Source organism: Pseudomonas brassicae, from assembly GCF_010671725.1.
Taxonomy (GTDB): Bacteria; Pseudomonadota; Gammaproteobacteria; order Pseudomonadales; family Pseudomonadaceae; genus Aquipseudomonas; species Aquipseudomonas brassicae.
Genome location: NZ_JAAHBU010000038.1, coordinates 1 through 13,074, shown reverse-complemented (window position 1 = coordinate 13,074; position 13,074 = coordinate 1). Strand labels below are relative to the sequence as shown.

The following is a 13,074-nucleotide window of genomic DNA, read 5'->3' as shown; positions in this document are numbered from 1 at the left end:
CTTGCCAGCGAAGGCGGCGGAACATTCCCCGCAAATCCGGGTCCAAAACCTCGCTTTCCTACGAGGTCCCCCCATGAAACGCTTCGCCCTGCTTTCCCTGCTGGCACTTGCCACCACCTCGGCCCTGGCCTTCAACCTCAATGACGCCGCCAATGCCGTCTCCGCCATGCAAGGCTCTCAACAGCAGGATGCTGCGGTACAAGCCCCGGCCCCTTCGGCCAACCTGCTCAATACCCTGGGCAGCGAATTGAAGGTCACCCCCGAACAAGCCATCGGCGGCACCGGCGCCCTGTTGGGCCTGGCCAAGCACCAGCTCAGCGGCAGCGACTATTCGCAACTGAGCAAGGCTGTGCCGGGCCTCGACCTGCTGTCGGGCGACAACGCCCTTGGCGGGCTCAGTGGCCTTGGCGAGCTGCTGGGCAAAAGTGGCAATTCCTCGGCCCTGAGCAACGCACTGGGCAACGTCAAGGACACCAACGACCTGAACAACGCCTTCAGTGCACTGGGCATGAACACCGGCATGATCGCCCAGTTCGCCCCGCTGATCCTGCAGTACCTGGGCCAGCAAGGCGTAGCCGGTTCGCTGTTGCAGAACCTGGGCGGTATCTGGGGCAGCCCGGCCGCGGTGCCGTCGGTGTAACCGGCGTTTTGTGCGGACGGGGCAGTGTGGTATATGTCCCGCCCCGCTCAAGCAAGGAAGTGCGACCCCGATGCTCATGGATGCCCTGAAGATGTCCCTGCCGGCCGATGCCGTGTTCGGCTTTCTGTTCTACATGGCCGGCGCCGCCGTGCTGTTCGCACTCTACGCATTTATCTACACCCGCCTGACTCCCTACAACGAGTTCGCCCTGATCCGCGAAGGCAACAGCGCTGCGGCCATTGCCCTGGGCGGTGCGTTGCTGGGCTTCGCGATTCCAGTCTCCAGTGCCATTTCGCATTCCATCTCGCTGCTCGATTTCCTGGTCTGGTCGCTGATCGCCGGCGCCGTGCAGTTGCTGGCGTTCTTCGTGGTCAGCCTGGTGGTCAAGGGCATGGAGGAGCGCATCCGCCGCCAGGAGAGCGCCGCCGCGATCCTGCTGGCCTCGGTGGTCATCGGTGTCGGCATGCTCAATGCCGCGTGCATGACGCCAGCAGCCTGAGCGCGGAGCACAGCCATGAAACGCAGCAAAAGCATCCGGCTGATTGCCCTGGGCAGCCTGCCCCTGGCCCTGGCCGCCTGTGACAGCGAGCGCAGTGCGACCCGTGTGGTCAGCGAGCTCAGCCGCTACCAGCGTGTCGACACCTGCGTCAGTGCCGGCGTGCCGCCTACGGTGTGCCGCACGGCCTGGAGCGTGGCCAAGGGGCACCATGACGCCAATGCCCCGCGCTTCGTCGACGCGGATCACTGCCTGGCCAGTTTCGAGCAGTGTGAGCCGGGGCAGGATGGCACCTTCCACGTACCCCGCATGGAAGGCTTCGCGCTGACCACCGAGCGCCAGGTCTACGACGACTGGCAGAGCCAGCAGTCCAGCGGCACTTCGTCGGGCAGTTATGGTGGCGGTGGCCGCTACGACTACGTCAACGTCGAGCCGCGCTACCTGGCAGAAGCGATCTATCACGAGCGCGAGGGGCGCGACGGCTTCAAGGCCACGTCCCTGACCGATCAGGTCAACAGTGGCAACCAGTACGCCGGCCTGGTCGAGGAGCATCCGCCGTCAACGCGTTTCAGTGCCGGCAGTGACGCGCATGCCCAGGTGCTACCGGCGCGCTTCATGGCCTCGGCGCGTCCCTGGACGGTCGGCACGCATTCGGGTTTCGCCGCCCACGTACCGGGGCGTGGCGGCTTCGGTTTCGGTTCCTGAGGGCGCGCGATGAAACGTATTGCCTGCACCCCGCGCGGCGACTGGAAAGCCACTGCCGAACGTTACGGTTTCACCTTTCACACCTTTGGCAACGAGCCTTACTGGGACGAGTCGGCGTATTACCAGTTCAGCCTGCGCCAGATCGAGGACGAGCTGGAGGAGCCGACCCGCCAGTTGCACGAGCTGTGCATGGAGCTGGTGGAACGGGTAGTGGACAGCGAAGAACTGCTCGAGCGCCTGGCGATTCCCCGCGACTACCGTGACCTGGTCCGGCGTTCGTGGCGTGAGGGGCATCCGCACTTTTACGGGCGCATGGACCTCAGCTATGACGGCCGCGGCCCGGCCAAGTTGCTGGAGGCCAACTACGACACGCCCACCTCGTTGTACGAGGCAGGTTTTTTCCAGTACCTGTGGCTGGAGCAGCAGATCCGCCGCGGTGTACTGCCGGCGGGTGCAGACCAGTTCAACAGCCTGGAAGAAAAACTCGGCCAGGTATTCACCGCCAACACCTTTGCCACGCCGTTCTATTTCGCCTCGGTGAAGGCGTCGCTGGAAGACCGCGGCACCGTCGAGTACCTGCGCGACATCGCGGCGGCGGCCGGGCTCGACACGCGCCTGGTGGACGTCGAGGATATTGGCCTGAACGCGAGCGGGCGCTTTGTCGACCCCCGCGGTGCGCCCATCCCCAGCCTGTTCAAGCTGTACCCGTGGGAGGACATGTTCCGCGACCGTTTCGGCCCGGCCATTGCCGCCAGTGGCACGCTGTTCGTCGAGCCGCCGTGGAAGGCCGTGCTGTCGAACAAGGGCATGCTGGCGTTGCTGTGGGAGCAGCACCATGGGCACCCGCACCTGCTGCCGGCCTTCATGGACACCTCACCCGAGCGGACCGTGGCCAAAGGCTGGGTACGCAAGCCGTTTTTCTCCCGCGAGGGCGCCAACGTCGAGATTCATGCCCACGATGGTCAGCGCGTGAAAGAAGGCGGCCCGTATGGCGGTGGCCCGAACGTCATCCAGCAGTTCCATGCCTTGCCGCAGTTTGCAGGCAGCTACACGGTGATCGGCAGCTGGATGGTCGGCGATCAGCCGGCGGGCATCGGCATCCGCGAAGACCATTCGTTGATCACCAAGGACAGCAGTCGTTTCCTGCCCCATGCAATCATCGATTGAGCCCGCGCAACTGCTCGATGCGCGCGTCCTTGTCGTGCCACAGTTGGTTGACCCAGGCCTGCACGTGCTGGCGAAACAGTGGGTCGTTCTGGTAGTCGCCCTGCCACAGGGCCGGGTCCAGTTCGCGCACGCGAATATCCACGATCACCTCGGGCACCGCGCCGCTGACCAGGTCCCAGAAGCCGGGGGGCGTGTCGCCCGGGTACACCAGGGTGACGTCGAGCAGGGCGTCGAGTTGCTCGCCCAGTGCCGCCAGCACGAACGCCACGCCACCGGCCTTGGGTTTGAGCAGGTGCTGGAACGGTGAGCCCTGGGCCGCGCGCTTGGCCTGGGTGAAGCGCGTGCCCTCGAGGTAGTTGACCACCGTCACCGGCTGGCGCTTGAACAGTTCGCAGGCCGCCTGGGTGATGGCCAGGTCCTGGCCCTTGAGGTGCGGGTGGCGGTCGAGGAAGGCCTTGCTGTAGCGCTTCATGAACGGGTAGTCCAGTGCCCACCAGGCCAGGCCCAGCAGCGGTACCCAGATCAGTTCCTTCTTGAGGAAGAACTTGAAGAACGGGATGCGCCGGTTGAACACTTGGATCAACGCGGGAATGTCGACCCAGCTCTGGTGGTTGCTGACCATCAGGTAGGAGGTGTCCAGGCGCAGCTCGGCGGCGCCGTGCACCACCCAGCGGGTGGGAATGCACAGGGCGAAGATCAGCTTGTCGACCTCGGCCCAGGATTCGGCAATCCACATCACGGCCTTCGAGGCCCGGTCCCGGTAGCGCCCAGGCAGTACCAGCTTGAGCAGGGCGAACACCAGCAGCGGGCCGATCAGCAGCAGGGTGTTGAGCAATAACAGTAGGGTCACAAGACTGCCGGTGAGCAGGCGGCGCATAAGAAAACTCTGATTTCCAGGTAGGCGACTGGCCATGATAAGCAGGCTTTTGGCTCAGGCCAAACCTTGCGGCCAGTGTGGGCCAGACAAATGTTTCACATTGTGTTGAATACCCTGTTGCGGCGAACCTATGCTGCTTTGGCAGTCTAAACCCTGTCTTTTTCAAGGAAGCTGAACCGGTGAAACCTGTATTAGCACTGCTTTCCCTGCTGGCCTTGCCGGTGATGGCCGCCGAGCCGACCCTGTATGGCCGTTACGAGTACATCGGCTTGCCGGAGATTGGCGAGACGCTCAAGGCCAAGATGGACACCGGTGCGTTGACCGCGTCGCTGTCGGCCAAGGACATCGAGCGCTTCACGCGCGATGGTGAGGACTGGGTGCGTTTTCGCCTGGCGACCAAGGATGCCGACGGCAAGGTGTATGAGCACAAGGTGGCGCGCATCAGCAAGATCAAGAGCCGCGCCGACGAAGACGAGGAGGGCGAGGCGCCCGACCCGGCCAAGCGCCCGGTGGTCGACCTGGAGCTGTGCCTGGGGGATGTGAAGCGTACCGTGGAGGTCAACCTGACCGACCGCAGCAGCTTCAATTACCCGCTGCTGATCGGCGCCAAGGCGCTGCGCGAGTTCGATGCGGCAGTCAACCCGGCGCGGCGCTTCACGGCCGGCAAGCCTGAATGCTGAGGTGAGGGCAAAAAGCTTCGCTGGCAAGCCAGCTCCCACAGGGGTTTTGTGTGCGCTACAAAAGCTGTGGGGGCTGGCTTGCCAGCGAAGGGGCCTTGTCAGGCGGTAGAGAATCCCCTACAAGTGCACCCAAACCTGCCAGGCCTGCACTGCCCATGCCCCACATCCTGATTGTCGAAGACGAAGCGGCATCGCCGACACCCTGATCTTTGCCCTGCAAGGCGATGGCCACAGCACCGAATGGGTGACCCTGGGCAGTGCCGCGCTGGAGCAGCAGCGCCAGCGCCCGGCTGACCTGATCATCCTCGACATCGGCCTGCCGGACATCAACGGCTTCGAAACCTGCCGCCAGCTACGCCGCTTCAGCGAAGTGCCGGTGATGTTTCTCAGCGCCCGCGACGGCGAGATCGACCGCGTGGTGGGCCTGGAGATCGGTGCCGACGACTATGTGGTCAAGCCGTTCAGCCCGCGCGAAGTGGCCGCGCGGGTGCGTGCGATCCTCAAGCGCATGGCACCGCGCAGCGAACCCGACGTCGCCCCGGCCCCGTTCAGCATCGACACCCAGCGCCTGCAGATAGCCTACCGCGGCCAACTGCTGAGCCTGACGCGCCACGAGTTCCGTCTGCTGCAATGCCTGCTCGAACAACCCGAGCGGGTGTTGAGCCGCGAGCAACTGCTCGATGCCACCGGCGTGCCGGCCGAAGCCGGCTACGAGCGTAACGTCGACAGCCACATCAAGAGCCTGCGCGCCAAGCTGCGCCAGGTGGCCGGCGATGCCGAACCGATCCAGACCCACCGCGGCCTGGGCTACAGCTACAGCCCCGGACACAGCTGATGCGCCTGGGTATCCGCATCTTCCTGGTGTACTTCCTGTTCGTCGGGCTGACCGGCTACTTCATCCTCAACACCGTGCGCGAGCAGGTACGCCCCGGGGTACGCCAGTCCACCGAAGAAACCCTGGTAGACACCGCCAACCTGCTGGCCGAGATCCTGCGTGACGAGGTCAAGGCCGGCACCCTCGGCCAGAGCCGCCTGCCTGAACTGCTCAAGGCCTACGGCCAGCGTCAGCCCAAGGCCGAGATCTGGGGCCTGGCCAAGACCGAGGTCAACCACCGCATCTATGTCACCGACGCCACTGGCAAGGTGCTGCTCGACTCCAGTGGCGAGGCGCTGGGCCAGGACTACTCGCGCTGGAACGACGTGTATCGCACCCTGCGCGGCGAGTACGGTGCGCGCTCGACGCGCAGCGACCCCGACGACCCGGAGTCGTCGGTGATGCACGTGGCCGCGCCGATTCTGGATGGCGGCAAGATCATCGGCGTGGTCACCGTAGCCAAGCCGAACAAGTCGTTGCAGCCCTACATCGATCGCTCCGAACAACGCCTGTTCAACCTCGGTCTGGGCCTGATCGGGCTGGGCCTGCTGGTGGGGGCCGCGCTGTCCTGGTGGCTGGCGCGCTCGCTGCGCCGCCTGACCCGTTACGCCCAGGCGGTCAGTGAAGGCGAGCGCGTGGCCCTGCCGCACTACCGCGGTGGCGAGCTGGCGCAACTGGCCGGCGCGGTCGAGCGCATGCGCACGCAACTGGAGGGCAAGGCGTACGTGGAGCGCTACGTGCACACCCTGACCCACGAGCTGAAAAGCCCGCTGGCGGCGATTCGCGGGGCCAGCGAGCTGTTGCAGGGGCCGATGCCCGACGACCAGCGCCAGCGCTTCGCCAGCAACATCGAGAGCGAAAGTGCACGCATGCAGCAATTGATCGAGCGCCTGCTGGACCTGGCCCAGGTCGAGCAGCGCCAGGGCCTGGAAGAGCAGCAGCAGGTGGCGCTGGCCGCCTTGGTGGACGAGGTGCTGCTGGCCCAGGGCGCGCGTATCGAAAGCGCCGGCCTGCAGTTGCGCCAGCGCGTGCCGGCCAGTGCACGGGTGCTGTGCGAGCCGTTCCTGCTGCGCCAGGCCATCGGCAACCTGCTGGAGAATGCGCTGGACTTCACCCCGCCCGGCGGCCTGCTGGCGGTCGAGCTGGAGCCGCACGGCGCACGGGGTGGCGCTGAGTCTGTACAACCAGGGGGCGGCGATCCCGGCGTATGCACTGGGCCGGCTCAGCGAGCGCTTCTATTCGTTGCCGCGCCCCGGCACCGGGCGCAAGAGCACCGGCCTGGGGCTGAACTTCGTCGAAGAGGTGATGCAACTGCATGGCGGCGCGCTGGAGGTGGCCAACGTCGAGGATGGCGTGCGCGTGCGCCTGTGGCTGCCGGCCAACCGCTTCAGCTGAGCGTTCTCCACACAGGCTCCACATAACTCCACGCAGGCTCCCAACCGCGTCCACATGCCTTGGGCACACTGGCGCCATCGAAACCGGAGCCTTGCCCATGAACCGAACCCTGAGCCTTAAACTGGGCGCCATCGCCTTGCTGATCGTGCTGTTGCTGATCCCCTTGCTGATGATCGGTGGCCTGATCCAGGACCGCCAGGCACAACGCGACAGCGTGCTTGAGGACATCGCCCACAGCTCCAGCTACAGCCAGCAGATCAGCGGGCCGGTGCTGGTGGTGCCGTACCGCAAGGTCAGCGCAGCTGGAAAAGCGTGGACGGCAACACCGAGCAGCAGACCAGCACGGTGGCCGGGCACCTGTACTTCCTGCCCGAGACCCTGGAGGTCGACGCAAAGGTCGCTACCGAGCTGCGCTCGCGCGGCATCTACCAGGCCCGCCTGTTCCACGCCGACAACCGCATCAGCGGCCAGTTCAAGCTGCCCGAGCGCTGGGGCATCACCGAGGACTTCGAGGACTACCGCTTCGAGCCGGCGTTTCTGGCGGTGGGTATCAGCGACATCCGCGGCATCGAGAAGAACCTGGAGTTGAGCGTGAACGGCCAGTCGCTGGCGTTCCAGGCCGGCACCGGCCTGGCCTGGCTGGGCGGTGGCGTGCATGTGCCCCTGCCGGCCGTCGACACACGCACCGAGCTGCGCCTGGACTACGCGTTCGGCCTCAGCCTGCAGGGCACCGGGCAACTGCATGTGTTGCCAGTGGGGCGCAGCACCACCGTGAACATGGCGGCGAACTGGCCGCACCCCAGCTTCATCGGCAACTACTTGCCGGCCAGCCGCGAGATCGATGCGCAGGGCTTCAGTGCACGCTGGCAGACCTCGTTCTTCTCCACCAACCTTGAAGACGCGCTGGCCCAGTGCGTGACCAACAATGCCTGTGACGACTTCAGGGGCCGCAGCTTTGGCGTGAGCTTCGTCGACCCGGTGGACCAGTACCTCAAGAGCGAGCGGGCGATCAAATATGCGCTGCTGTTCATCGCGCTGACGTTTGCCGGGTTCTTCCTGTTCGAAGTGCTCAAGCACCTCAGCGTGCACCCGATCCAGTACGCCCTGGTGGGCGTGGCCCTGGCATTCTTCTACCTGCTGTTGCTGTCGTTGTCCGAACACCTGGGGTTCGGCCTGGCCTATGCGTTGTCGGCCGGCGGTTGCGTGCTGCTGATCGGCTTCTACCTCTGCCATGTGTTGCGCAGCCTGGGCCGCGGGCTGGGGTTTGCGGCGGGGCTGCTGGTGCTCTACGCGATGCTCTACGGGTTGCTGGGTGCCGAGGATTACGCGCTGCTGATGGGCTCGCTGCTGCTGTTCGGCCTGCTCGGGGTGTTCATGGTGCTGACGCGTCGGCTGGACTGGTATCAGGTGGGACAGGGGATCTTGAAATGAGCGGATTGCGAGAGGAGCGCTGCCTGGGGGAGATCATGGTGACCGAGATCAACCGCATCTGGGCCGTAGGCGTCGGCGTTACCGGCCAAGGGGGCGTACTGCAGGGAGACGCTAGGCAGGCAGCCGAATGCTCGGCCGCCTGCAGTGAGCCGCCTCAGTTGCCTTGCAGGCTCGGCGGCAGGCACACGCCGGTGCCGCCGATGCCGCAGTAGCCCTGCGGGTTCTTGGCCAGGTACTGCTGGTGGTAGGCCTCGGCGAAGTACACGGTCGGCGCCTGGTCGATCTCGGTGGTGATCGGGCCGAAACCGGCCTTGTCCAGCTCGGCCTGGTAGGCCGCCTTGCTGGCCTGGGCCAGTTCGAGCTGCTCGGGGGAGGTGGCGTAGATCACCGAGCGGTACTGGGTGCCGATGTCGTTGCCCTGGCGCATGCCCTGGGTCGGGTTGTGCAGTTCCCAGAACATCGCCAGCAGGTCCTGGTAGCGGACCTTGGCCTTGTCGAACACCACCAGCACCACCTCGGTGTGGCCGGTCAGGCCCGAGCAGACTTCTTCGTAGGTCGGGTTGGGGGTGAAGCCGCCCGCGTAGCCGACCACGGTGCTGACCACGCCGTCACGTTGCCAGAAGCGTCGCTCGGCACCCCAGAAGCAGCCCAGGCCGAAGATGGCGAAATCGACGTCGTCGAAGAACGGGCCCAGCAGCGGGGTGTCTTCGAACACGAAGTGTTTTTCAGGCAGCGTCATCGCTGTTTCGCGGCCAGGCAGGGCCTGCTCCGCAGTCGGCAGGACGTTTTTGTTCACCAGGATTTCCGAACGCAGGGCCATGAGCCACTCCTCTTCAAGGCAGGACGTTTAGGGATAGACCGGTAGTGTGCCCGAGTGTTTCGTCGCTGTCAGGCGATTGGACCACGCGGGTAGCGCCGCAGCTTCTCGATCAGCTCGCTGCCGGGGATCGGCCGGTCGAACAGGTAACCCTGGCCCACGTCGCAGCGGTGACGGCGCAGGAACGCCAGTTGCTCGGCGGTCTCGATGCCCTCGGCAACCACCTTGAGCTTGAGGTTGTGGGCCATGGCCACCACTGCCGAGGTGATCTCCATGTCGTCCTGGTTGTCGGGGATCTCGTGGATGAAGCTGCGGTCGATCTTGATGATGTCGATCGGGAATTTCTTCAGGTAGCTGAGCGACGAATAGCCGGTACCGAAATCGTCCATGGCCAGGGTCAGCCCCAGTTGCTTGAGCTCGTCGAGCTGGCGGTGGGTGTCCTCGGTGGCTTCCAGCAGCAGGCCTTCGGTGAGTTCCAGCTCCAGCAGGTGCGGCGGCAGGGCCTCTTCCCTGAGGATGGTGGCGATCGAGCTGACCAGCTCGGGGTCGGAGAACTGCTTGGGTGACAGGTTGATTGCCACCTGCAGGTTGCCCAGGCCCTCGGTGCTCAGCAGTTGGCTCATGCGACAGGCCTGGCGCGCGATCCATTTGCCGATGGGGATGATCAGGCCGGTTTCCTCGGCCACGCTGATGAACTGGTCCGGGCGGATCATGCCTTTGTCCGGGTGGTTCCAGCGCAGCAGCGCTTCGAGCCCGAGCAGGCGACCGCTGCGCAGGCACAGCTTGGGCTGGTAGAACACGTCCAGCTCGTTCTGGGTCAGGGCGCGGCGCAGGTTGTTTTCCACGAACAGCTTGTAGCTGGCCTCGGCGTTCAGCGCCTCGGTGAACACTTGCACCTGGTGCTTGCCGTTGGCCTTGGCCTTGTGCAACGCCAGGCCCGCGTTCTTCATCAGGGTCTGCGGATCGCGCCCGTGCAGCGGGGCACAGGCAAGGCCCACGGAGCCGGTGACGTTGATCAGCTGGTTGTCGACGAACATCGGCTTGTCGAGGGTGTTGAGCAACTGCTGGGCGACCTGCTGGCCGGCGTCCATGCTGGTGCCTTCGAGCAGCACGGCAAACTCGTTGCTGGCAAAGCGCGCCAGGCTGCCGCCGGGGCTCAGGCTGTTGCGCAGGCGCCGTGCCAGGCTGATCAGCAGCTTGTCACCAGTCTGGTGGCCGAGGCTGTCGTTGATGCGCTTGAAGTTGTCGATGTCCACCAGCAGCAGGCAGATCGGGCTGTCGCTGTCGCGCTCGAAACGCTCGTCGAGGCTGCGGATGAAGGCCGGGCGGTTGCCCAGGCTGGTCAGGTTGTCGGTGTAGGCCAGGCGCTCGATGCGCTGCTGCGCCAGCTTGCTCTGGGTGATGTCTTCATAGATGCCGATGTAGTGGGTCAACTCGCGGTTGTCGCCATACACCTTGGAAATCGACAACTGCCCCCAGTAGGGCTCCAGGTTCTTGCGCCGGCTCTTGAACTCGCCCTGCCAGCTGTTGCCCATGGCCAGGCTGGACGGCGAGTCGAACAGCAGCTCGCTGAGGTTCTCCAGTGCCGACAGTTCGGACAGGCGATGGCCGTGAACCTCTTCGGGGGTGTACTGGGTGATCTCGGTGAAGCTGGGGTTGACGTACCTCGACCACGCCGTCGCGGTTGACCAGCAGAAAGGCGTTGGCGCTCTGTTCCACCGCGCGCTGGAACAGGTGCAGGGCGCTGGTGGCGGTGCGTCGGTTGTGGTTGTTGATGACCTGGGCGAACTGGTCGGCCAACTCGCCGGCAAAGGCGATCTCGTCCGACTGCCAGGCGCGCGTCGAGCCGCCGTGCTCCAGGCACAGCACCCCGACCACCTGGCCGTCGATGCGGATGCTGGCGTCGAGCATCGCCTGGATGCCGCGCTGGTGCAGGCTTTCGGCGATCTCGCGGGTACGCGGGTCGTCGGCGGCGTTGTGTGCATCGATGGCGCGGCTGGTGTGCAGTGCCTCGAGGTAGTCGGGGAAATGGCTGGCGTCGATCGGCTCGGGCAGGTGGTACTGCTGGGTGGCGCGGTAGAACGCCGAGATCGGCTCCAGTTGCTGGCCTTCCAGGTACCAGATGCTGGCACAGTCGATGCGGTAGATCTCGCAGGCGCTGCGGGTGATCAGTTCGGCGGCTTCCTGCAGCGAATTGTCGGCACTGTAGCGCTGGCGTGCCAGGCGCAGGATCAGGTCTTGCTGGGCACGCACCCGATCGAGGTGCTCAAGCTGTTCCTGCTGCGCCTGCTGGTTCAGTTGCAGGGCGATCTGCAGGCGGTTGTTGCGGGTTTCCAGCTCGGCGGCAGACAGATCCGGGGTGTCGTTGGGCTGGGCATCGAGCACCAGCAGGTAGCCGCGCAGCAACTGCCGGTTGTGCTGCCTGTAGGCTTCACCCAGCTCCAGCACATTGAGCGGCCCGAAGCTGGTGTGCAGGGTGTAGCGCACCAGGTAGTGCGGGCGGTTGGCCAGTTGCAGTTCGATGGCATCGTGCAGCTTGTAGCGGGCTTCGGGCTCCATCAGGCTGGCGTAGGGCGAGCCGATCAGGGCGCACAGCTCGACCGCCGGCAGGCCGAACTGGCGTTCACAGCCAGGGTCGAGAAACAGCATCGCCCAGTTTGCTTCGTTCAGCCGTTCGAAACGCAGCATGCCGAGCCGCGAGGGCACCGGCAACTGCGTCACTACCTCGGCCACCGTACGGCTGGCGGCATCAGGTTGGCTTTTCATGGGGAGCTCGCTTCAAGAAGGCTGTTGGCGCGGGCTGGGCGAAGTGCTGCTACGCGATTGAGCAAGGTTGCATCATGTGCTTGAGGCTGACAAGCACAACAGTGGCACCTGTATGCACTATGTCGGCAGCCCAGTGGATTTCTTCAGCCGAGCTGGGCCAAAGGCAGGTGCGACGGGATATCGCAGGCAAAAAAAAGCCCCGCCAAGATGACGGGGTTGAGGTACGAGCGTGGCAGCTCGAAAGGGGGCCGCAAGCCCTCGGCAGAGGGCCTGCGGTAAACAGCAGTTACAGCAGCAGGGTGCGGATGTCGGTCAGCAGGTCGCCCAGGCGCTTGGTGAAGCGCGCAGCGGCGGCGCCGTTGATCACACGGTGATCGTACGACAGCGACAGCGGCAGCATCAGCTTGGGCTGGAAGGCTTTGCCGTCCCACACCGGCTGGATGGTGGCCTTGGACACACCCAGGATCGCCACTTCCGGCGCATTGACGATCGGCGTAAAGCCCGTGCCGCCAATGTGGCCGAGGCTGGAGATGGTGAAGCAGGCGCCTTGCATGTCGTCTGCCGAGAGCTTCTTGGTCCGGGCTTTTTCAGCCAGGGCCGCGGCTTCGGCAGCCAGTTGCAGCAGGCTCTTCTGGTCGACGTTCTTGATCACGGGAACCAGCAGGCCGTCCGGGGTATCCACGGCGAAACCGACGTTGACGTACTTCTTGCGAATGATCGCCTTGCCGCTAGGGGCCAGCGAGGCGTTGAAGTCCGGCAGTTCCTTGAGCAGGTGCGCGCAGGCCTTGAGCAGCAGTGGCAGCACGGTCAGCTTGACGCCGGCTTTCTCGGCCACGGCTTTCTGCGCAACGCGGAAGGCCTCCAGCTCGGTGATGTCGGCGCTGTCGAACTGGGTCACGTGCGGCACGTTCAGCCAGCTGCGGTGCAGGTTGGTGGCACCCGCCTGCATCAGGCGGGTCATCGGCACTTCTTCGGTTTCACCGAAGCGGCTGAAGTCGACCACCGGGATCGGCGGGATGCCGGCACCACCGGTCGCGCCGGCAGCCGGTACTTCCTTGGCCTTCTGCATCATGGCCTTGACGTAGACCTGCACGTCTTCCTTGAGTACGCGACCGTGCGGGCCGGTGGCTGCCACGGCGCTCAGCTCGACGCCGAACTCGCGGGCCAGCTGGCGTACTGCCGGGCCGGCGTGCACCTTGGCACCGCTTGGCGCTGGCGCAGCCGCC

General features: G+C 65.1%; 8 protein-coding genes and 4 pseudogenes. 8 read left to right on the top strand and 4 right to left on the bottom strand.

Going from position 1 to position 13,074, the window contains the following annotated elements; translation table 11 throughout:
* The first annotated feature begins 73 nt into the window (after positions 1-73).
* From G3436_RS03570 to G3436_RS03555, 4 genes are all read left to right on the top strand, one after another.
* Entirely contained in the window at positions 74-640 is a 567-nt protein-coding gene (locus G3436_RS03570) for a DUF2780 domain-containing protein (protein WP_163941368.1), read from the top strand.
* A 70-nt stretch (positions 641-710) separates the two neighbouring features.
* Entirely contained in the window at positions 711-1,139 is a 429-nt protein-coding gene (locus G3436_RS03565; RefSeq protein ID WP_163941366.1) for a DUF350 domain-containing protein, read from the top strand.
* Between the two features lie 15 nt (positions 1,140-1,154).
* On the top strand, positions 1,155-1,841 hold the full coding sequence (locus tag G3436_RS03560) for a DUF1190 domain-containing protein (protein WP_163941362.1): 687 nt from the start codon (positions 1,155-1,157) through the stop codon (positions 1,839-1,841).
* A 9-nt stretch (positions 1,842-1,850) separates the two neighbouring features.
* Positions 1,851-3,008 (top strand): glutathionylspermidine synthase family protein, encoded by a 1,158-nt coding sequence (locus G3436_RS03555; RefSeq protein ID WP_163941359.1) that lies wholly within the window; start codon positions 1,851-1,853, stop codon positions 3,006-3,008.
* On the opposite strand, the gene G3436_RS03550 is transcribed toward G3436_RS03555, so the two are convergent.
* Positions 2,998-3,885 (bottom strand): acyltransferase, encoded by an 888-nt coding sequence (locus G3436_RS03550; protein ID WP_163941356.1) that lies wholly within the window; start codon positions 3,883-3,885, stop codon positions 2,998-3,000. The genes G3436_RS03555 and G3436_RS03550 overlap by 11 nt on opposite strands.
* Before the next feature lie 179 nt (positions 3,886-4,064).
* On the opposite strand from G3436_RS03550, the gene rloA2 reads away from it, so the two are divergent.
* The 4 genes and pseudogenes from rloA2 to creD all read left to right on the top strand — a co-directional run bounded on the left by rloA2 (position 4,065) and on the right by creD (position 8,265).
* Positions 4,065-4,565, top strand: coding sequence for a retropepsin-like aspartic peptidase RloA2 (gene rloA2 / locus G3436_RS03545; RefSeq protein ID WP_163941353.1), 501 nt, complete (start codon positions 4,065-4,067; stop codon positions 4,563-4,565).
* A gap of 155 nt (positions 4,566-4,720) precedes the next feature.
* A pseudogene (gene creB / locus G3436_RS03540) lies at positions 4,721-5,400 on the top strand (two-component system response regulator CreB).
* Positions 5,400-6,834: pseudogene (gene creC, locus G3436_RS03535) on the top strand (two-component system sensor histidine kinase CreC). Before creB ends, creC begins: the two co-directional pseudogenes overlap by 1 nt.
* A 97-nt stretch (positions 6,835-6,931) precedes the next feature.
* Positions 6,932-8,265, top strand: a pseudogene (gene creD / locus G3436_RS27275) (cell envelope integrity protein CreD).
* 154 nt (positions 8,266-8,419) lie between these two features.
* Here the strand turns inward: creD and msrA are convergent.
* The 3 genes and pseudogenes from msrA to G3436_RS03515 form a co-directional block, all read right to left on the bottom strand.
* On the bottom strand, positions 8,420-9,085 hold the full coding sequence (msrA, locus tag G3436_RS03525) for a peptide-methionine (S)-S-oxide reductase MsrA (protein ID WP_163941348.1): 666 nt from the start codon (positions 9,083-9,085) through the stop codon (positions 8,420-8,422).
* 68 nt (positions 9,086-9,153) lie between these two features.
* Positions 9,154-11,848: pseudogene (locus G3436_RS03520) on the bottom strand (putative bifunctional diguanylate cyclase/phosphodiesterase).
* 286 nt (positions 11,849-12,134) lie between these two features.
* The coding region (locus G3436_RS03515; protein ID WP_178116307.1) for a 2-oxo acid dehydrogenase subunit E2 at positions 12,135-13,074 on the bottom strand (940 nt) is incomplete at its 5' end.

Bases quoted from the DNA above. Each gene is read 5' to 3' on its own strand.
- G3436_RS03570 (WP_163941368.1), top strand. From the start codon at position 74: ATGAAACGCTTCGCCCTGCTTTCCCTGCTGGCACTTGCCACCACCTCG.
- G3436_RS03565 (WP_163941366.1), top strand. From the start codon at position 711: ATGCTCATGGATGCCCTGAAGATGTCCCTGCCGGCCGATGCCGTGTTC.
- G3436_RS03560 (WP_163941362.1), top strand. From the start codon at position 1,155: ATGAAACGCAGCAAAAGCATCCGGCTGATTGCCCTGGGCAGCCTGCCC.
- G3436_RS03555 (WP_163941359.1), top strand. From the start codon at position 1,851: ATGAAACGTATTGCCTGCACCCCGCGCGGCGACTGGAAAGCCACTGCC.
- G3436_RS03550 (WP_163941356.1), bottom strand. From the start codon at position 3,885: ATGCGCCGCCTGCTCACCGGCAGTCTTGTGACCCTACTGTTATTGCTC.
- msrA (WP_163941348.1), bottom strand. From the start codon at position 9,085: ATGGCCCTGCGTTCGGAAATCCTGGTGAACAAAAACGTCCTGCCGACT.